The following is a 20,554-nucleotide window of genomic DNA, read 5'->3' as shown; positions in this document are numbered from 1 at the left end:
GATTGGTCACCATGCACACGCACTCCCGCCTGCTCCGTCACGCCGTTGTCGCCGGCTGCCTGCTCGTGCTCGCGTCCTCCGCCGCCCCGGCGCAACCGGCGAAGGCGCCGACGCCGGAACAGTTCTTCGGCTTCAAGATGGGCGCGGAAAAGAAGCTCGCGCCGTGGAACCGCATCGTCGAGTACTTCCAGATCGTCGACCGGGCGTCGGACCGCGTCGTCGTGCAGGAACTCGGCAAGACGACGATGGGCAAGCCCTACATCATGGCGATCGTGTCGTCGCCCGATGCCATCGCGAGCCTGGGGGCCTACCAGGAGGCGCAGAAGAAGCTCGCCGATCCGCGAAAGACGAGCGAGGCGGACGCCGCGCGCATCGCCCGCGAGGGCAAGGCGGTGCTGCTCATCGGCACCAACGTGCACGCGACCGAGATCGGCAACAGCCAGATGGTCAACGATCTTTTGTACAAACTCGCCACCGAGCAGTCGCCTTGGGTGGACCACGTGCTGAAGAACGTCATCCTGCTGCTCATCCCCTCGCAGAACCCGGACGGGCAGCAGATGGTGGCGGACTGGTACATGAAGAACGTCGGCACGCCGCACGAGGACGCGCCGCTGCCGGAGCTGTACCACAAGTACATCGGCCACGATAACAACCGCGACAACTACATGCTCACGCAGGTCGAGACGCAGCACCTGACGCGCGTGACGTACAAGGACTGGCTGCCCGAGGTGTATCTCGACAAGCACCAGATGGGCTCGAACCGCGCGCGGATCTTCGTGCCGCCCTTCAAGAACCCGCCCAATCCGAACATCGATCCGCTCGTGTGGGCGGAGACCAACCTGCTCGGGCAGTCGATGGCGACCAAGCTGGCGGAGGCGGGAAAGACCGGCGTCGTCTGGGGCGAGCAGTACACGGGGTTCTGGCAGGGCGCGAACAGCACGAACCCGTGGTGGCACAACATGATTGCGCTGCTCACCGAGGTGGCAAGCTCGCGCCTCGGCACGACGCTCGTGCAGGAGAAGGCGGACCCGAGCCGCCCGCCCCGGCCGGCCGAAGCCCCCGGCCGCGAAGGCGGATTCGCGGACCGGGATCCGAGCGCGCCGGTGCCCGCTCCAACCGATGTCCAGTACCGGATGAACTACACCCAGCCTTGGCTGGGCGGTTCGTGGAGCCTGGCCGATGTCGTGGACTACCAGTTCACGTCGGCGCTCGGACTGCTCGAAGGAGTCGCGAACAACAGAGAAACCCTGAAGCGCAACTTCTACCTGATGAACCGGCGCGCCATCGATCTCTACGCCAAGGGCTCGCCGTACGCGTACGTGATCCCCGCTGACCAGCGCGACCCCGGCGCCGTCGTCAAGCTGGTGCAGCTGATCCAGGCGGAAGCCGGGGAGGTCCGGCGTGCGGAGGCGCCGTTCACCGCCGACGGGCGCACGTATCCCGCGGGCACGTACGTCGCGCTGCTCTCGCAGCCGTTCGGCCGCTGGATCAAGGACCTGCTCGAACCGCAGAAGTATCCCGACATCCGCTGGCCTTTCGCGAGCGCGCCCATCGACCGCCCGTATGACGTGAGCGCCTGGTCGCTCGGGATGCTCATGGGGGTGGACACGATCAAGGTGGACGCGCCGTTCGACGCCAGGCTCGCGTTGCTTCCCGATGGCTTCGACGCCAGGCTGGGGCGCGTGAGCGGGAACGGCGGAACGTTCGTGCTGGACCATGCGGCTGATGCCGCGGTCACCGCGAGCAACCGGCTGCTGAAGGCCGGAGCGGACGTCGCGTGGGCGCACGAGCCCATCGTGGTGAATGGCCGGAGCTTCGGCCCCGGCGCAATCATCGTCCGCGGCGCGTCGCGCGAGCAGGTCGCCAGGGTGTCCAGCGAGCTTGGGCTGGCCGTCGAGGCCACCGCCTCCGTCTCCGCGCGCACCCTGCCGGTGCGTGCGCCGCGCATCGCGCTGTTCGAGCCCTGGGGAGGCAACATGGACGCGGGGTGGACGCGCTGGCTGCTCGAGCAGCACGACTTCTCCTACACGCAGGCGCGCGCCGCCGACCTGCGGCGGCCGAACCTGCACTCGCGCTTTGACGTCGTCGTGTTTCCCGAGATGAGCGTCGCGCAGATCATGCGCGGCATCACCGCGCGCAGCGCCTACCCGGAGCACAAGGGGGGGCTCGGCGAGGACGGCGTCCGCAACCTGCGCGAGTTCGTCAACGCCGGCGGCACGATCGTGACGCTCGGCAACTCGGCGCAGTTCGCCATCGAGCACCTCGGCGTGCCCGCGGAAAACGTGCTGCGCGGGCTCGACCAGGACACGTTTTTCTGCCCGGGATCGATCCTGAAGATCGCGGTGGACAACCGGCACCCGCTCGGCTTCGGCATGCCGGAGTCGGCCGATGCGATGTTCATCAGCAACGGCGGCTATCGCGTGCTGCCGGCCTTTACCGCGACCCAGGCGTCGGTCGTGGCGCGGTACCCGCAGGAGCCGCTGCTGCGCAGCGGATGGATCATCGGCGACGAGAAGCTGCGAGGCAGCGCCGCGTCGATTGACTTCACGACCGGGCGCGGCCGCATCATCATGCACACCTTCCGGGTGCAGAACCGCGCGCAGACCTGGGGCACGTTCAAGCTGTTCTTCAACTCGCTGTACCTCGCGACGAGCACGGCCCAACCCGCGGCCCGCACGACCCCTTCGCCTAATTAGTCCATGCGCACACACGTCGCGGCGCTCCTCGTTCTCGCGCTGGCCGGGGCTTCTGCCGGCGCGCAGCCCTCTTCCCCGGCGGCGCCGCAGGCGCCCGCGGATCTCATCCTCCACAATGCGCGCATCTACACCGTCGATGCGGCCCGGCCCCGCGCCGAGGGCATCGCGATTCGCGGTGACCGGATCCTGCGCGTCGGCAGCAGCGCCGACGCGCTTGCGCTGCGCGGGCCCGCCACCCGCATCTTCGACCTGCGGGGCGCCACCATCGTGCCGGGCCTGCAGGACGCGCACGGCCATTTCACGGGGCTCGGGCAAAGCCTGCAGCGTCTCGACTTTCGCGGCACGACCAGCTACGACCAGATCGTGGAAATGGTGCGCGAGGCCGCCGCGCAGTCACGGCCGGGCGAGTGGATTCTCGGCCGCGCCTGGGACCAGAACGACTGGACGGACAAGGCGTTCCCGACCGCCGGCAAGCTCGACGCCGCGGCGCCCGCCAACCCCGTGTACCTGACGCGGGTGGATGGGCACGCGGGGCTCGCGAACCGCCGCGCGCTGGCCCTCGGCGGCGTGACACGGGGCACCCCCGACCCGCCAGGCGGCGAGATCATCCGCGACAAGGAGGGCAATCCGACCGGCGTCCTCATCGACACGGCGCAGCGGCTGGTCGCGCAGAAGATCCCCGCCCCGTCGCGCGAGCAGACGATCGATGCGATCCTCCGCGCCGACAGGGAGTGCCGGCGCCTCGGCCTCACGATGGTGCACGACGCGGGGGTCTCCGGCGACCTGGTCGAGGCGTATGAACAGCTCGTCGATGACGGCCGCCTTCAGACGCGGCTGTACGTGATGCTCCGCGATCGGCTCGAGCGGCTGCGCCCGTATTTCAACCGCGGCCCGATCGTCAACTATGGAAAGGGCCACCTCACGGTACGCGCCATCAAGATTTCGGCTGATGGCGCGCTGGGATCGTACGGGGCGGCGCTGCTCGAGCCGTACAGCGATCGCCCCGAGACGCGCGGCCTGCTGACCACGCCGCCCGAAGAGGTCTACCAGCAGACGCTGGAAGCCTCGAAGGCCGGCTTCCAGACGTGCATCCATGCGATCGGCGACCGCGCGAACCGCGAGGTGCTCGACGTCTTCGAGCGCGTGCAGTCGGAGGTCCCGGGCGCGCGCGCGCTGCGGATGCGCGACGAGCACGCGCAAATCCTCGACGCCCAGGACATTCCACGATTCGCGAAGCTGAACGTGATCGCCTCGATGCAGTCCACGCACGCCACGTCCGACATGCCCTGGGTGCCGACACGCATCGGGCCCGAGCGCACCGCGGAAGGGGCGTACGTGTGGCGGAAGCTGATGAGGTCTGGCGCCGTCCTGGCCAACGGCTCGGACTTTCCCGTCGAAGAACCCAATCCCATGCTCGGCCTGTATGCCGCCATCACGCGGCAGGATCCCCGGGGACACCCGGCCGGCGGCTGGATGCCCGGGCAGCGCCTGTCGCGTGAAGAAGCGCTCAAGTCGTTCACGATCGATGCCGCCTACGCGGCGCACATGGAGAAGGACCTGGGATCGCTCGAGGCCGGCAAGATCGCGGATCTCGTCGTGCTGTCGCGCGATGTGATGGCCGTGCCCGAACGCGAGATCCTGACCACCACGGTGCTCAAGACGATCATCGGCGGCCGCATCGTCTACGACGCGGGCGCGACGCCGGCGGGCGGCGCGGGCGCGCCGGAGTAGATGCTGCCGGGCACCGAAACCCTGCGCGCCCTGGTCGCGGCGTTTGTCGCGCTGGGCGGCGCGCTCGCCTGGCTTGCGGCGCGCGCCGGGGCCGTCCCCGGCGGCACCCCGGAACGGCTGATCGCGGAATTCCGCGTCGTGCGCCTCGCATCGCTCCTGCTCGCGGTCACCGCGGGAACTTCCATGGGGCTGGCGGCCGCCTACGAGGGCGTTCCGTCGGGCGCGCTCGACGTGACGTTTGCCGCCGGGTTCGTGGCACTGGCCGCGGTCGCCCTCACCAGGGATCCGCGCCAGGCGTTGATGCTGCTCGCAGGTGGCTTCGCCGCACACGCGCTCATCGCCATCGCGCACCGCCCCGGATGGCTCAGTCCTGACGTCGGCCCCCGCTGGTTCTTCATCGCGTCCGCCGTCTACGATGTGCTCGTCGGCGCGATATGCTATTTCCCGCTTCTCCGACGATGACCCGAAGAGGATTCGCTGTCGTCGTGGCTGCCGCTGCGTGCGTGACGGCGGGTGTGACGCACCCGCCGGCGGCCGCCGGCACCCAGGCGTCCCCGCGCCCGCGCCTCGTGGTGCTGCTCGTCGTGGACCAATTGCGCGCTGACTATCTCGAGCGCTACAGCGCGCGCTGGAACGGCGGGCTGAAGCGCCTGATGCAGGAAGGCGCGTGGTACACCAACGGCGCGTATCCGTACGCCAGCACGGTCACCTGTCCCGGCCACGCCACGATCTCGACCGGACGCTTCCCTCGGAGCCACGGCATCGTGATGAACTCGTGGTTCGAGCGCGAGCGCGGCCGAGTCGTCGAGTGCACGGCGGACGATCGCGTGCAGACGGTGACCTCCGGCGGCTCCATCGCCGGAGGGGACAGCGCCGCAAAGCTCCAGGGAAGCACGTTTGCCGGGCGTGTGAAGGCGTCCGGCGGTCGCGTGGTCACGATCTCCCTCAAGGGGCGTTCCGCCATCATGCCGGCGGGCCGGCAGTCTGACGCGACGGTCTGGTTCGGCGCCGGCGGAACGTTCGTCACGTCGACCGCCTTCGCACAGGAGCTTCCACCGTTCGCACGGGACACGCTGGCGGCGTTTCCCCTCGCATCAGAGCGCAGCTCCGGGCCGTGGACGAAACTGCTGCCCGAGGACGCGTATTCCGGCCCGGACGACGGCGTGGGCGAGAAGCCGCCGGCCGGATGGACCGCTTTGTTCCCGCATCCGATCGACATTCCGCAGTTCTTCGCGGCGTGGCAGGCCAGCCCGCTCTCCGATGCCTACCTGCAGCGGCTCGCCGCCGCCGCCATCGACGGATACAAGCTTGGACAAGGGCCGGCAACCGATTTCCTGAGCGTCAGCTTCTCGGCGCTCGATATCGTCGGCCACGCGTTCGGTCCCGACAGCCACGAAATCCAGGACATGCTCGCCCGCCTCGATCAGACGATCGGCGCCCTGCTGGCGCGGCTCGACGAGCGCGTGGGGCGCGGACACTACGTGCTCGCACTGACGGCCGACCACGGCGTCGCGCCCATTCCGGAACGGATGAAGGGCGAGGGGCACGACGCCGGGCGGATCGACACGCGGGGCGTGGCGCGCGCGGTCGACGCGGCGCTGCAGCCGCTGCTCGGGCCGGGCCAGTACGTCGCCGCCGTGCTTTACACCGATCTGTATTTCGCGCCGGGCGCCTGGGACCGGATTGTCGAGCGGCCCAGGGCCCTCGAGGCGGTGAAGCAGGCCATCCTGGCCTCTGGCGGCGTGCAGCGCGTCTTCGAGGCATCGGAGCTTCACCGCGTCCGCGCTGACGATCCGTTCCAGCGCGCGGCGGCGCTCGGATACTTCAAGGGACGCAGCGGCGATCTGATCCTCGTGCCGAAACGTCTCTGGATTGCGTCTGCCGCCGCGACGACGCACGGCACGCCGCACGATTACGATCAGCGCGTGCCGATCATCTTCTTCGGGGGATCGGTACGCGCGGCGCGGCTCGCCGAGCCCGCCACCCCCGCGGACATCGCACCCACGCTCGGGCGGCTCGCGCAGATCAGGTTTGACACGCCTGACGGCCGCGTCCTGCCGGTTCAGCCCTAGGAGGTTCGATGTCCAGGCACCTGCTCATCGCCCTCGCGGCGTGCGGAGCGCTCGCGGCAACCGCCCACGCGCAACAACACCCGGGGATGCGGCGCGTGGCGCCGGCAAGCGTGCCCGAGCTGCGCCAATGGGATCAGCACGTGGACGCGATGCAGCGCGGCGGCGAACTGCGCGTGGAACGGATGATCGCGGACGTTGATGTCCCCGGACGGACGCACGAACGCGCGCTGCAGTATTACAAGGGCGTGCGCGTGTACGGCGCGGACGTGACACGCCAGCTCGCGGCGGGCCAGACCCTCTCGGTCTTCGGCACGCTCTACGACGGGATCGACCTGGATGTCACGCCGGCGATCACGGCGGAAGACGCGGCGGCGGTGCTCGAGAAGTTGACAGGACAGGCGCTCGGCGCCTCGAAGATGCCGGTGCTGGCGATCCTGCCGCTCGACGCCGGCGGCTACGCGCTGGCGTGGCGCGCGCGCGTGATGACAAACGACGCGCTGATGGTGTACTTCGTTGACGCGAAGAGCGGCGCCGTTCTGAAACAGGTGAGCGACCTGAAGACCCAGTCGGCCGTCGGCAAAGGCACGGGCGTGCTCGGCGACACGAAGAAGATCAGCGCGTCAGCGAACCTGGGCCAGTACTACACGATCGATGCCCTCAGGCCGCCGGAAATCATCAGCTTCAACATGAGGGGAAACATCGCGCGCACGCTGGCCTTCCTCAACGGCCAGGCGACTCTCGATCTTTCCGACGTGGCGGTGGATTCCGACAACGACTGGACGGACGGCGCGACGGTCGACGCCCACGCGTACTCAGGGTTCACGTACGATTATTTTTTCAAACGCCACAACCGCGCGGGGCTCGACGGGCGCAACATCCGGTTGCTCAGTATCGTGCACCCGGTGAATCGCCAGGACCTCCTGACGCAGCCAAACGACATCATCGGGCTCTTTTACCTGAACGCGTTCTACGCCGGCGACGGCGTCATGGTGTACGGCGAGGGGCTGCCCCCGGGATACGTCCTGCTGCCGTTCCGGCAGACGGTGGACTTTTTCGCCGCCGGGCTCGACGTGATCGCTCATGAGCTGACGCACGGTGTGACCGACTACACGTCGAATCTGGTGTACGAGAACGAGTCCGGAGCGCTCAACGAGGCCTTCTCGGACGTGATGGCCGTGGGCGTCGAATTCATGTTCCAGACCCCGGGCAGCGGGCCGCGCACGGCGGATTACAGCATCGGCGAGGACGTCGTCCGGCCCGGCGGCGTCCGTAACCTGGCCAATCCGTCGATATTCAACGACCCCGATCACTACTCGCGGCGATTCACCGGCGCGGACGACAACGGAGGCGTGCACCTGAACGCCACGATTCCCGGCCACGCCTTTTTCCTCGCGATCGAGGGTGGGACAAACCGGACCTCCGGGCAGGCCGTGACCGGTGTCGGGGCGGCCAATCGTGGGCAGATTGAAAAGATTTTCTACCGGGCGTTCACGGCGCTGATGCCCGCGAGCGCCAACTTTGCGACGGCGCGCGCCGTGACGCTCCAGGCCGCCAGGGACCTGTACGGCGCCGGCAGCGCGGCTGAGCGGGCGGTCGCCGAAGCGTGGTCCGCCGTGGGAGTGAACTGAGGCCATCGTGCGACGCATGCTCGCGTTCACGCTGCTCGCGCTGGCCGGCCTGCCCCACCAGGGGCTCGCACAGGCGTGGCCTGGACGCGTCACCATCAGCCTCAACGGCGCGTTCCAGGCGACATCCTCCACGTTCGAGGATGACCTCACCTTCCTGCACCCGAACTCCGGCAACATCCCCGGCGAGGAGGCGGCAGTCGAAACGCGCTACGAGGTTCCCACCGGCGCGCTCTTTGACGGCGGCGCGGTGGTACGGCTGGCCGGGAACTTCGGGCTCGGTGTATCCGTCTCGATGGCGAATGGCACGAACGATGTCGAAATCGTCGCCCGGATCCCGCACCCGCTGCTCATCGGCGCGCATCGACAGGTGGAAGGGGCCGTTCCCGCACGGCACGTCGAGCGCGGCATCCACGTGCAGGCCGTATATCGCGTGGCGGCCACCGAACGCCTGTACTTCGCGTTCTCCGGCGGGCCGAGCCATTTCAACGTCGAGCAGAAGGTCGTCAGCGCCGTCACGGCCAGCGAATCCTATCCGTTCGACACGGCAACCTTCGCCAGCGCAAATCTCCAGGTGCTGCAGGGCACCGGATGGGGAGTCAACACCGGGGTGGACGCCGGGTGGATGTTCACCCGCAGGTTCGGCGTCGGCGGGTTGCTGCGCTATTCGAAGGGAACGGTCAGCCTCGCCCCCACGGGCCGCGAGGTCAGAGAGATCGACGCGGGCGGGTTGCATGCGGGTATCGGCGCCAGGATCGCGTTCTGAGTTCAGGGCGCGCGTGCTCTCGGCGGTGCGGCGCATCCCCGTGGGCCGCGTCGCCACCTATGGCGACGTGGCGCGGCTCGCGGGGCGCCCCCGCGCCTGGCGCGCCGTGGGAACGATCATGCGCACGTGCACCGACCCGGGCGTTCCGTGCCACCGCGTGATTGCGTCCGGCGGCCGGCTCGGCGGCTACGGTGGCAGTGAGGGGTTGAAGCGCGCCCTGCTGCAGGCGGAGGGGGTCGTCGTCGCCAACGGGCGGATCCGCGGCTTTCGGGACATTCGATACGCCCGGGCAACTCGAGTTCCCCATGGCCCCGTCTAACTTGACGAAGCGCGTGGACGGCCTGGCCGAGGTGCATCCGATCGTGTCCGCCCGCGCCGCGGATGCCGCGCTCGTCGAGCGCTGCCGGCGCGGCGAGCTGGGGGCGTTCGAAGAGCTGTACGGGCAGCACGCGGCACGGCTGTTCAACCTCGCCGTCCGCATGCTGGGCAGCACCGCCGACGCGGAAGACGCCGTTCAGGACACGTTCCTCGCGGCGCATAGGCGCCTGGATTCGTTTCGTGGTGAGGCGGCGCTGGGCACGTGGCTCTACAAGCTGGCCGTCAACCAGTGCCTGGACCGGCTGCGGAGCCGCGCGGCGCGCGAGGGGCAGGCCACCGATTCGCTCGACGAGCCGGTTGGCGCCCCGCAGCCCCGGGCGCGCCGTGACAGCGTCGTCGAGCGCATGGACTTGAGGAGCGCGATCGCGCGCCTGCCCCAGGGCGGGCGCACGGTGTTCGTGCTCCACGACGTGGAAGGCCTCGAGCACCGCGAGATCGCGAAGCTGCTCGGGATCTCGGAAGGGACGTCGAAGTCGCAGCTGCACAAGGCGAGGCTGAGGCTGAGGGAAAGCTTGAGAGGGGACCGGTGACCTGCGACGATTTCGCCGAATCGATCAGCGCGCTGGTTGACGGGTCGCTCGACCCGGCGCACCGGCCGCGCGTCGAGGCGCACATCGAGGCCTGCGACGACTGTCGCGCGCTGCTCGACGACTTGCGGGCGCTCGGCCGCGAGGCGTCCGTGCTGCCGCGTTCGCCGCTGCCCGACTCGCTCTGGCCGCGCGTCGCCGCACGCCTGCGCGAGCAGGGCGTGCGCGATGACCGCGCGCCGTCGCGCGCCGCGCTCTGGCAGTGGGGCGCGATTGCCGCGATGCTCGTCGCGGCGGTGGGGCTCTCGTTGATGCTGACCTGGACGCGTCGCCCCGCGCTGCCGACCGCACCGTCCGGGGCAGCCACGCAGGAAGCCGGGCACGCGGAGACCGGCGCCCGTCCGGCCGCGGCCGGCAACGCAGGGGGCGGCGCCTCCGTCGAAGGCGTAGAGGCGGAGCTCAGGATGGCCGAGGAACACTACGAGCGGGCGATCAGCGGTCTCGAGCAGGTCGCGGCGAGCGATCAAAGCTCGCTCGACCCGCAGGTCGCGGCGACCGTGAAGCGCAACCTGGAAGTCATCGACCGGGCAATCGCCGAAAGCCGAACGGCGCTCAGCACCGAGCCGCAGAACCAGCCGGCGCGTGAAAGCCTCTTCGAGGCGCTGCGCCGCAAGATCGGGCTCCTGCAGGACACCATCGCGTTGATGAACGAGATGCGGAAAGGCAACCAGGCCGGCGCCGCACGGATCGTCGAAGGCAACAAGTCATAATCATGCGCACATACACCATCGCCGTCATCGCGTCGCTCGCACTCGGCACCACCGTGGCGGCCGGCCAGGTGCCCGCGCCGCCGCCCGCCCCTCAGGCACTCCGGGCCCCCAGGATGCCACGTGTCGAGCAGCCGGGCCACGAGCGCGGCCGGGTCGAGGAGCACGATCGCAAGACGCTGACGGTGGCCGGCGCCGCCGAAATCGACCTGTCGAACATCGCCGGCGATGTCATCGTGATGCCGGGTGGCGGGCGCGACGCGATCATCGAATACACGCGCCGGGGGTTTGGCGACACGCCGGAAGAAGCCAGGCGGCAGCTCGAGACGATCGACGTGACGTTGACGGTGACCTCCGACGGCCGGGGGACGATCCGCAGCCGCTACACGGTGCCGCCGGGCTCCCGGGAACGCAACTTCCGCTCGTCGGTGGACTTCCGCGTCACCGCCCCCGCGCACACGCATGTCCGGGTGAAGTCGATCTCGGGGAACGTCTTCGCGTCGAAGATGAAAGGAGATCTCGCGCTCGAGTCGGTGAGCGGCAACATCCGCGTGGACACCAGCGGCAGCGTGTCGCTGGCCAAGACGGTGTCGGGCGACGTCGAGATTTCCGGCCTGACCGCCGGCGAGTCTCTGACGGCTTCGTCGATGAGCGGCACCGTGACCCTCCGCGCGATCAAGGCGCGTTACCTGGATCTCAACTCCATCAGCGGTGACATTGTCGTCAGGGATGTGGCGTGCCAGCGCGCCGAACTGCAGACGATCAGCGGCAGCGTGGAGTATGCCGGTGCCATCACGCGGGCGGGACGGTACGAGCTGAAGGCACATTCGGGCGACATCCGGCTGGCCGTGACCGGGGGCAGCGGCTTCGACGTGGAGGCGAACTCGTTCAGCGGCAGGATCCGCTCGGACCTGCCGATCAAGAACGAAGCGCTCGAGGAGGAGGACGCGATGGCCGGCGCCGGGCGCGCCCGTGTCAGGATCCCGCGGCGCGCAACGTTTCGCGGCACCTACAAGGACGGCGGCGCCATCATCGAGCTGACCACCTTCAGCGGCGATATCGTCATCACCAAGTAGGCCCCCGAGCACCCAAACCCGACAGGCGCCGGGGATCATCGTGGCGGCACTGCGTTTGCTACCTGTCGCCACATGCGATTGTTGACCTTCGGTGCCACCCTGCTCGGCCTGACTCTCCTGTCCACCCCCGTCAACGCGCAGGTGCCCGCCATGGGCATGTGGGCCGTCGGGGCCGACCTGGGCGCCTTCATCCCGCGCGACGAGATCTACGACAACACCCTCGATCTGCAGGGATTCGGCGAGTACTACCTCACCCCGCGCGTCGGCCTCCGGATCGGCGCCGGCCTGGCCAACCCTTCCGTCGGCCGGGGCGGCGACGATTCGGTACGAATGACGAGGGTGACCTTCGACGTTACATATAATTGGGAGCGTGGAACGACGCACCCGTTTGTCGGTGCCGGGCTCGGGGCCTTCTTCCTCCAGCCGCGAGACAACGACGAATCGGCGGGCGACTCGCAGAACGAAGCGGGGTTCAATCTGTTCGGGGGCTTGGAGTACTTCACGAGCCGCACGGTGAGCCTCAAGGGAGAGGCGCGCTACCAGATCGTCGGTTCAGATGTCCTGCCCGACCCGCACGGCCTCACGCTGAGCATCGGGCTGAAGAAATACTTCTAAGGAGGCAGACACATGAAGCGTGTGATTCTCGCGGCGATGCTGGCGGCGTCGGTCGCCGGCAGCGTGGCGGCACAGCAGCAGCCCGCGCCGCAGCCGCAAGCCGGAACGCCCGCACAGCCGGCCGCGACGAGCGGCCAAACCGAGCGCGCCACGCCGGCGGCGGCGCCCGAGGGAGCGATGACGCTGGGGACGGTGCGAATCACCCGCAAGGTGACCGCCGACGGAAAGCCGCTGGCGCCAGGACACTACCAGGTCCGCCTGACCGCGGAGGAAGCCAAACCAGTCGTCGCCGGCCAGGACGAAAAGCTCTCGCGCTGGGTCGAGTTCACGCAGCGCGGGCAGGTGAAAGGGCGCGAAGTCGTGTCCATCGTCCCCGGCGCCGAGATCGGCCAGGTCGCCGACGGCAGGCCGCCGCGCCCCGGCAGTTCGAAGGTTGAACTGCTCAAGGGGAACGACTACCTGCGCGTGTGGATCAACAGGGGGGGCACGCACTACCTGATCCACCTGCCGACGGGGGCTGTCGCGGGACTCTAGGATTCAAAGTGCCATGACGTCGAACTGTTCGTGATGCAGCTGGGCGTCAGGTCGTACGGTGACCTGGCGTCCCAGCGTCTGCTCGATATCCTTCAGCACGACCCCGCCGTTTTCCTTCAGCGTCTTGGCAATCTCCGGGTTCACGCGCAGCAGGACGTCGTGGCCGTCCAGCTCCGGCGCGATTTTCTGCAGCTCCGACAGGATCTCGTGACAGATTGTCGCGCTCGATTTGATCAACCCTGACCCCGAGCAGTACGGGCACGGCTCGGTGAGCTGGCGCTCGAGGCTCTGCTTCACGCGCTTGCGCGTGACGATGACGAGCCCGAAGTCGGAGACCTGCAGCGCCTTCGACGGGGATCGATCCTTGCGCAGCTCCTGCTCCACCGCCTGGAACACCTTCTGGCGGTTCTTCTTCTCCTCCATGTCGATCAGGTCGAGCACGATGATGCCCCCCAGGTCGCGCAGCCGGATCTGCCGGACGATTTCCTTCACGGCCTCGAGGTTCGTCTTGAGAATCGTATCCTCCAGCCGCCCCGTGCGCTTGCCGACGTACCGCCCCGTGTTGACGTCGATCGCGACCAGCGCCTCGGTCTGGTTGATCACGATGTAGCCGCCCGACTTGAGCCAGACCTTGCTGCGCAGCGCCTTGTCGATCTCCTGCTGCACGCCGTACTCGTCGAAGATCGGGAAGTCCTTCGCGTACAGCTTCACGCGGGGCAGCAGGGCCGGCATCATGCGTTCGACGAGCGCGACGACGCGCCGGTGCTCCTGCTCGTCGTCAATCCGGATGGTGGAGAACTCGTCGGTCAGCAGGTCGCGCAGCAGCTTCGTCACCAGGCTCTGCTCGCGCATCACGACGGCGGGGGCGCGCGTGGCGGACATCTTCTGCTGGATCTCGGTCCAGGCCTGGTGGAAGTACTCGAGGTCGCTCAGGATGTCGTCCTTCGGGCGCCCGGATGCGGCGGTGCGGATGATGACGCCGCCCGTGAACCCGTGCTGCTCGCGGAACTCGCGGACGATGCCGCGGAGCCGGCTGCGCTCCTCGCGGGATTCGATCTTGCGGGACACGCCGATGTGATCGACGGTCGGCATGAACACCAGGAACCGGCCGGGCATCGTGACGTGCGAGGTGATCCGCGCGCCCTTGGTGCCGAGCGGCTCCTTGACGACCTGGACGAGGATCTCCTGCCCTTCCTTCAGCAGGTCTTCGATCTTGGCGTCGGGCCGCTCGTCGTCGCGGCGGCCGCGGCCGCGGCGATCGCCACGGCCGTTGCCCCCGCGGGGCGTCTCGGCGCTCCCCTCGGCTCTTTCGGCGCCGTCCTCGTCGTCGGTGTCCAGCCCCTCGTCGTCGGTGTCCGGCGCGAGGACGTCAGAGACATACAGGAACGCGTCGCGCTCCAGGCCGACATCCACGAAGGCGGACTGCATCCCCGGAAGGACCTTGGAGACGCGCCCCTTGTAGACGTTGCCGGCCACGCCGCGCTGATGCTCGCGTTCGATGAAGATCTCGACCACGAGGTCGTCCTCGAGGATGGCCACCTGCGTTTCGTGGCCGGTCGAGGAGATGATCATCTCCTTGTTCATGCAGGGAACTCCGCAGGGCGCCCCGCAGGCGGACGGCGCCCGGCAGCAGGCCGGCCGGCACGATCGCGCACAACAGGATGTCCATGCTAATTGGTGAAGCGCCGCATCCGGACGTTGAGCACGAGCCCGAACGCAGCAAGGGTGGCAATGACGGCCGATCCGCCGTAGCTCAGAAGCGGCAGCGTCAGCCCTTTGACCGGCGCGAGGCCGGCCGACATCGTGATGTTGTAAATCACCTGGAACGAGAAGCCCGACACGATTCCCACGACGAGATACGCGCCGAGCCGGTCTTTGGCGAGCCGCGCCGCTTCGAGCGACCTGAGGATGATGAAGAGGTACAGCCCGAGCGCGACGAGGACGCCGATGAATCCCTGCTCCTCCGCGAGCACCGAGAAGATGAAATCGTTGTGGGCGACCGGCAGGAACTTGTATTGTCCCTGGGTGCCCTTCATGAATCCCTTGCCGGCCAGGCCGCCGGAGCCGACGGTGATCCGCGCCTGGATCTGCTGGTAGCCGGCGCCGCGCGCGTCGCGCTCGGGGCTGACGAATGTCTCCATGCGCTGGCGCTGGTAATCCTTGAGGCCGTACTTCCACGCCACGGGCGCCATCAGGGCGCCGACGATCGCGACGACGACGAGCAGCCGCAGCCGCATGCCCGCGATGTAGGCGATGCCGAGGAACACCGGCAGCAGCGTCACCGCGGTGCCCAGGTCAGGCTGCTTCGCCACGAGCACGAACGGCACCGAGACGAACGCGGCGCCGATGAGCAGGTCGCCGGGGGTGCGCGCGCCGCGGCGGTTCTCGCCGAAGTACATCGCCAGGACGAGCGCAACGACCATGCGCCCGAACTCCGAGGGCTGCAGGTTGAACGCCCGCAGGTTGATCCAGCGCTGCGACCCGCCGCGCGTCAGCCCGAAGAGCAGCACGTAGACGAGGAGCACGATCAGGCAGCCGTAGATCAGCAGCGAGTGCTCCGCGAGACGGCGGTAGTCGATCGACATGCAGACCGCCATGGCGGCGACGCCGAGCGCGAGCGCGTAGAGCTGCGTGTAGACCTCGCGCGACGCGACTTCCCTCACCGGGTCGTACGTCGTGCTGTAGATCATCGCGACCCCAAGCCCCGCGAGCAGCAGGATCGCGCCGAGCAGCAGCCAGTCGATGTGGAAGTAGAGGCGGCGTTCGAACATGTCAGGGCATCCCGACGGCGTTGGCCGCCACCTGCGCCGCGGGAGCCGGCCGTGGCGCGGGCCATTCCGGCAGCGGGCGCCCTTCCTTCCTGGCGAAGTACGTTTCCATCGCGTATTTCGCGATCGGCGCCGCGAGATAGCCGTGCTCGGAGTGCTCCGCGAATACGACCCCGGCGATCTCCGGGTTGTCGCGCGGCGCGAAGAACACGAACCAGCCGTGGTCGCGCAGGTCCTTGTCGGTCCGCCCGGCGGCGGCCTTCCCTCCCTGCAGCGAGATCACCTGCGCCGTGCCGGTCTTCCCCGCGACGTCGCGTCCCGGGATGCGGCCGCGGCCGCCGGTCCCGGCGGCGTTGATCACCATCCAGAGCCCGTCGTGAAGCGCCGCGACCGTCGACGGCTTCATCTGCGCGAGCGAACGCACGGAGGCGGGCGGAAGCGGCTTCCACCCCTGCCCTTCATCGACCGCCTTGAGGAGCTGCGGCTTGAAGAGCGTCCCGCCGTTTGCCACCGTCGCCATCATCAGCGCGAGCGAGATCGGCGTCACCGACACCTGGCCCTGCCCGATCGCGACCGAGATGGTTTCTCCCGGGTACCACTTCTCGTTGTAGCGCTTCCGTTTCCACTCGGTGGAGGGCATGAGGCCTTCGATCTCGTGGGGCAGATCGACCTCCGACTTGACCCCGAGCCCGAGCCGCGTGGCCCACTTGTGGATCTGATCGATGTTCAGCAGGCTGCCCAGCGTGTAGAAGTACACGTTGCAGGACTGCTCGATGGCGTGCCGCATGTCCACCGTGCCGTGGCCGCGCTTCAGGTGGCACTGGAAATACCGGCCGTAGAAGTACGCGCCCCCGGAGCAGTGCGTCTTGAACTCGGGCGTGACGATGCCCTCCTCGAGCGCCGCCACGGCCATCACGATCTTGAAGGTCGACCCCGGCGAGTAGCGCCCCTGGATGGCGCGGTTCTGAAGCGGGTGGAGCTTGTCGGTATTCAGCGCGTGCCACGTCGCGCGATCGATGCCCACCGCGAAGCGGTTGGGATCGTAGGCGGGCAGGCTCACCAGCGAGAGCACCTCCCCGTTGCGCGGGTCGAGGATCACCGCCGCGCCGTTGTACCCGCTCTTGCGGAAGCCTTCCTCCACCGCGCGCTGCACGTCATAGTCGACCGTGAGCTGGAGGCGGCGCCCCTCCACGGGCTCCTGCTCGCGCAGCGCCTCGATCTCGCGGCCGAGGCTGTTGACCACGACGTAGCGGCTGCCGTCCTTCCCCATCAGCAGCGCGTTGTAGGTCTGCTCGATGCCGGCCTGGCCGACGATGGCGCCGCTCTGCAGCCCTTCGTAGCCGGCGCGCCGCAACTGCGCGTCGGTCACCTCGCCGACGTACCCGAACAGGTGCGCGGCGATGTCATCGGACGGATACTGCCGCGTCGGCACCTGCTGGACGATGACGCCGGGCAGCTCGTACTTGCGCGCGGTGACCGCCGCCACCTGCGCCAGCGAGGCGTCCTCGACGATGCCGATGGGGCGATAGCTCGGCTCGCGCCGGCGGCGCCGGACGACCTCGCGGATCGAATCTTCGTCAATGCCCGTGGCCGCCGCGAGCGTGCGGATGGTGTCGTCGAGGTTCGCGGTCTGCTCGCGCACCAGCGCGATGGTGAACGAGTAGCGGTTCTCGACCAGGACCTTGCCGTGACGGTCGAACAGCACCCCGCGCGGCGCGCGCATCGGCAGCGTCCGGAGGTGGTTGTTCTCGGCCATCTCCGCGAACTTGCGGTGCTGCGCGACCTGGAAGATCCAGAACGCGACGGCCAGCATCGCAAACACCGCGGCGACGCTGTACTGCATCGCCGAGAGTCTCAGCGACACGCTGCGCCGGTCGTCGTAGTGCAGGGCCATCGTCGTAGTCTAAACTCGCCGCCGCCTGTACGCGCGGTTCATGCGCCGCCTCTGCAATAACCCGGGCAGCCCTTCAATCGTCTGGAAAATCAGCAGCCCAACCACGCCGTTGGCCGCCGCCTGCACGACCGTCCGGCCATACGGCACGGCGATCGAGCGCGCGTCGGGCAGCAGCGCGTGGACGCCGAGAAAGCACGCCGTGTGCACGAGGGTCGCGACGAAGAACATCACGAACCGCGGCAGCGCGGACGACACGATGAACTGCGATCCAATCGTCCCGGCCAGGAACCCGACAATGGACTTGGCCAGCCCGCCGATGCCGATGACGCCCCCCGACAGCGCGTCCTCCGCCAGCCCCGCGACGCTGCCGCCGAGCAGTCCGGCCACGGGGCCGAACGACAGCGCCACGAACACCACCGCGATCAGGACGACATCGATCGTCATCCGCCCGACGAAAAACCGCGCGACCGTCGTCTGCAGCGTGATCGCCGCGGCGAGGATCAGCAGAACGAGTGCGCCCCTCACCGGCGCGGCTCCGGGGAGCCGGCCGGGAGCCCCTCCGGCGCGGGCGACGCCATCACGACGAGGACCTCTTCGATGCTCGAGAAGTCCACGACGGGCCTGACGCTGATCCGGCGATACAGCCCGGCGCCGCGCTCCACCGATTCGACGCGGCCGACCGGGTAGCCCTTCGGATAGATCCCGTCCGTGCCGGCGGTCACGACCAGGTCGCCCACCTTCACGTCGGCGAGGTTGGAGACGTACTCCATCAGCAGCGGCGGGTCCTCGCCGCCCCCCACGACCACGCCCCCCGCGCGCGAGCGCTCGATCATGACGCCGGCGCCGGCATTGCGGCTGATGAGGAGCTGCACGCGCGCCGCGCGTGCCGCCGGCCGGTCGAGCACGCGTCCGACGACGCCCTGCGGCGAGATCACCGCGAAATTCGCGCGGACGCCGTCCGCCTCCCCCTTGTTGATCGTGACGGTATGAAGCCCCGGCGACGCGTCGCCGCCGATCACTTCCGCGGCCAGCGTGGGCAGCACCACGCGGCTGCGCAGATCGAGCAGCTGCTGCAGCCGCGCGGTGCGCTGTGCGAGCGCGTGCTCCTGCTGCAGCTTCACCTGCACCTCCGCGAGCTGGTCCCGCAGCGACTCGTTTTCCGCCCGGAGGCCCCGCAGCGCGACGTAGCGGCTCCAGATGTTCCGCACGCTGCCGATGAGGCCGCCGGTGCCGCGCTGGACCTCGGAGAACGCCGAAAAGATCGCCGTCTCGAGGAGTCGCCCGCCGGACTGCGACTGGACCTGCGCGGAGATGAGCAGGATGTGCCCGAGGGTCACGACGAGGAACAGATACCCGGTGCGCTGGCGGACGTCGAGCATCCCTGGCCTCTGGCCTCTGGTAGCCGGCCTCTAGTCAATCGAGATCTTCCGCAACAGGTTGAAGTCGGACAGCATCTTTCCGGCGCCGAGCACGACCGACGAGAGCGGGTCCTCCGCCATCGCCACCGGCAGCCCGGTCTCCTCGCGCAGACGCTTGTCCAGGTTCTTCAGGAGCGACCCGCCGCCGGTCAGCACGATGCCGCGATCGACGATATCGGCCGACAGCTCCGGCGGCGTCCGTTCGAGCGCCACGCGCACGGCGTCGACGATCACGTTGACGGTCTCCGCAAGCGCCTCGCGGATCTCCTCGTCGGTGATCGTGACCGTCTTCGGCACCCCTTCAATCAGGTGCCGCCCCTTGATCTCCATCGTCATGCGCTCCTCGAGGGGATACGCGGACCCGATCTCCATCTTGATCTGCTCGGCGGTGCGCTCGCCGATCAGCAGGTTGTACTTCTTCTTGATGTACTGGATGACGGCCTCGTCCATCTCGTTGCCGGCCACCCGCACCGACTTGCTGTAGACGATGCCGGCCAGCGAGATGACCGCGATGTCGGTGGTCCCCCCGCCGATGTCGACGATCATGTTGCCGGCCGGCTCGGTGATCGGCATGCCCGCCCCGATGGCGGCGGCCATGGGCTCCTCGACCAGGTGGACCTCGCTGGCCTTTGCCCGGTAGACGCTGTCCTTGACGGCCCGGCGCTCCACCTGCGTGATCTCGGACGGCACCCCCACGATCACCCGCGGCCGGACCCAGTCACGGTTGCCGCGCGCCTTCTTGATGAAGTGGCGCAGCATCGTCTCGGCCGCCTCGAAGTCGGCGATGACGCCGTCGCGCATCGGCTTGATCGCCGTGATGTTGCCCGGCGTCCGGCCGAGCATCTCCTTGGCGTCCCGGCCGACGGCCTCGATGGCGGAGTTGAGGGTGTTGATGGCGACGATCCCCTTCGGCACCCTGTCTCCCGGGCCGCGCGTGTGTTTCCTCGGCGGAACTGCCGCGACCCCCCGGCGATTACGCGCTTCGCAAGTCTCATACCGATCGCCCGCGCGGTCGAGCGAGTCGATTTTCCGGGCCGCAATGCGAGTCACGAGGCCGAGCCGGCGTAGCGGGCGGTCGGGCCGCATTACCATCCTGTAGCCCGCGATCCCATTCTTGGCGACCGGATCGCAACGCCGTCGTGTCCCGGCCGTGATAAGATCCGCCTTCTTTCGCTGGGGTTTTTTCTGACAGGAGCAGACGCCATGACCCTCACGCGCCGCCAGTTCGTGCTCACCTCGTCGCTGGCCTTCGCCGGAGGCGTGCTGCCCCGGGTTGCGATCTTCGGCCAGCAGCCGGCGCCGCCGCCGACGAAGACGAGTTTCGAGACGCTTCGCGACAGCGTCGGGATCTTCAACGGACGCGGCGGCACCATCGGGTGGTTCGTGTCGCCCGACGGCGTTGTCGTCATCGATAGTCAGTTTCCCGACACCGCCCAGGCCTGTCTCGACGGTCTGAAACAGCGCTCACCGCGGCAGATCGACGCGCTCATCAACACGCACCACCATGGCGATCACTCCGGCGGCAACGCGGTGTTCCGGCCGGCCGCGAAAAAGATCGTCGCGCATGCGAAAGTTCCCGGCCTCCAGAAGGCCCAGGCCGCTCAGGCGGGCAACGAGGCGGGTCAGGTCTACCCCGACACGACGTTCGAGGATGCCTGGAAGATGCAGCTCGGCACCGAAAGCCTGG

General features: G+C 68.6%; 19 protein-coding genes. 13 read left to right on the top strand and 6 right to left on the bottom strand.

Features of this window, described 5'->3' with window-relative positions:
- The first annotated feature begins 11 nt into the window (after positions 1–11).
- The 12 genes from HYU53_16000 (at position 12) to HYU53_15945 (ending at position 12,787) form a co-directional block, all read left to right on the top strand.
- On the top strand, positions 12–2,696 hold the full coding sequence (locus tag HYU53_16000) for a hypothetical protein (GenBank protein MBI2222696.1): 2,685 nt from the start codon (positions 12–14) through the stop codon (positions 2,694–2,696).
- 3 nt (positions 2,697–2,699) lie between these two features.
- Entirely contained in the window at positions 2,700–4,427 is a 1,728-nt protein-coding gene (locus tag HYU53_15995) for an amidohydrolase (protein MBI2222695.1), read from the top strand.
- The gene (locus HYU53_15990) at positions 4,428–4,889 is read left to right on the top strand and encodes a hypothetical protein (protein ID MBI2222694.1); all 462 of its coding nucleotides are present in this window, start codon (positions 4,428–4,430) and stop codon (positions 4,887–4,889) included.
- A 23-nt stretch (positions 4,890–4,912) separates the two neighbouring features.
- Entirely contained in the window at positions 4,913–6,499 is a 1,587-nt protein-coding gene (locus HYU53_15985) for an alkaline phosphatase family protein (GenBank protein MBI2222693.1), read from the top strand.
- A gap of 8 nt (positions 6,500–6,507) precedes the next feature.
- Complete coding sequence (locus HYU53_15980; GenBank protein ID MBI2222692.1) at positions 6,508–8,127, top strand: peptidase M4 family protein; 1,620 nt, start codon at positions 6,508–6,510, stop codon at positions 8,125–8,127.
- Between the two features lie 7 nt (positions 8,128–8,134).
- Positions 8,135–8,890: a hypothetical protein gene (locus tag HYU53_15975; protein ID MBI2222691.1), complete on the top strand. Its 756-nt coding sequence runs from the start codon at positions 8,135–8,137 to the stop codon at positions 8,888–8,890.
- On the top strand, positions 8,859–9,209 hold the full coding sequence (locus HYU53_15970) for an MGMT family protein (protein ID MBI2222690.1): 351 nt from the start codon (positions 8,859–8,861) through the stop codon (positions 9,207–9,209). The genes HYU53_15975 and HYU53_15970 overlap by 32 nt, the downstream gene beginning before the upstream one ends.
- The gene (locus HYU53_15965) at positions 9,196–9,798 is read left to right on the top strand and encodes an RNA polymerase sigma factor (GenBank protein ID MBI2222689.1); all 603 of its coding nucleotides are present in this window, start codon (positions 9,196–9,198) and stop codon (positions 9,796–9,798) included. The genes HYU53_15970 and HYU53_15965 overlap by 14 nt, the downstream gene beginning before the upstream one ends.
- Positions 9,795–10,565 (top strand): zf-HC2 domain-containing protein, encoded by a 771-nt coding sequence (locus HYU53_15960; protein MBI2222688.1) that lies wholly within the window; start codon positions 9,795–9,797, stop codon positions 10,563–10,565. The genes HYU53_15965 and HYU53_15960 overlap by 4 nt, the downstream gene beginning before the upstream one ends.
- Positions 10,566–10,567: 2 nt before the next feature.
- Positions 10,568–11,638 carry a DUF4097 family beta strand repeat protein gene (locus HYU53_15955; GenBank protein ID MBI2222687.1) on the top strand — a complete coding sequence of 357 codons (1,071 nt, stop codon included), beginning with the start codon at positions 10,568–10,570 and terminating at the stop codon, positions 11,636–11,638.
- A gap of 72 nt (positions 11,639–11,710) precedes the next feature.
- Positions 11,711–12,253, top strand: coding sequence for an outer membrane beta-barrel protein (locus HYU53_15950; GenBank protein MBI2222686.1), 543 nt, complete (start codon positions 11,711–11,713; stop codon positions 12,251–12,253).
- A 12-nt stretch (positions 12,254–12,265) separates the two neighbouring features.
- Complete coding sequence (locus tag HYU53_15945) at positions 12,266–12,787, top strand: hypothetical protein (GenBank protein ID MBI2222685.1); 522 nt, start codon at positions 12,266–12,268, stop codon at positions 12,785–12,787.
- Positions 12,788–12,790: 3 nt separating this feature from the next.
- On the opposite strand, the gene HYU53_15940 is transcribed toward HYU53_15945, so the two are convergent.
- From HYU53_15940 to HYU53_15915, 6 genes are all read right to left on the bottom strand, one after another.
- The gene (locus tag HYU53_15940; GenBank protein ID MBI2222684.1) at positions 12,791–14,371 is read right to left on the bottom strand and encodes an Rne/Rng family ribonuclease; all 1,581 of its coding nucleotides are present in this window, start codon (positions 14,369–14,371) and stop codon (positions 12,791–12,793) included.
- Between the two features lie 86 nt (positions 14,372–14,457).
- A complete protein-coding gene (gene rodA / locus HYU53_15935) occupies positions 14,458–15,558 on the bottom strand; it encodes a rod shape-determining protein RodA (GenBank protein ID MBI2222683.1) in 1,101 nt (366 codons plus the stop codon).
- A 1-nt stretch (position 15,559) separates the two neighbouring features.
- The gene (mrdA, locus tag HYU53_15930; protein MBI2222682.1) at positions 15,560–17,449 is read right to left on the bottom strand and encodes a penicillin-binding protein 2; all 1,890 of its coding nucleotides are present in this window, start codon (positions 17,447–17,449) and stop codon (positions 15,560–15,562) included.
- Between the two features lie 9 nt (positions 17,450–17,458).
- Positions 17,459–17,974, bottom strand: a complete 516-nt coding sequence (mreD, locus tag HYU53_15925) for a rod shape-determining protein MreD (protein ID MBI2222681.1) — start codon at positions 17,972–17,974, stop codon at positions 17,459–17,461.
- A complete protein-coding gene (mreC, locus tag HYU53_15920; protein ID MBI2222680.1) occupies positions 17,971–18,828 on the bottom strand; it encodes a rod shape-determining protein MreC in 858 nt (285 codons plus the stop codon). Before mreC ends, mreD begins: the two co-directional genes overlap by 4 nt.
- Positions 18,829–18,858: 30 nt before the next feature.
- A complete protein-coding gene (locus HYU53_15915) occupies positions 18,859–19,953 on the bottom strand; it encodes a rod shape-determining protein (GenBank protein MBI2222679.1) in 1,095 nt (364 codons plus the stop codon).
- 117 nt (positions 19,954–20,070) lie between these two features.
- Between HYU53_15915 and HYU53_15910 the strand changes: the two genes are divergently transcribed.
- Positions 20,071–20,554, top strand: a 484-nt coding sequence (locus tag HYU53_15910) for an MBL fold metallo-hydrolase (protein ID MBI2222678.1), incomplete at its 3' end; no start/stop codon positions are given.

The sequence above is a fragment of the Acidobacteriota bacterium genome (assembly GCA_016184105.1).
Classification (GTDB): domain Bacteria; phylum Acidobacteriota; class Vicinamibacteria; order Vicinamibacterales; family 2-12-FULL-66-21; genus JACPDI01.
The sequence above is the reverse complement of the archived record's forward strand: the minus strand, read 5'-3'. Positions and strand labels throughout refer to the sequence as shown.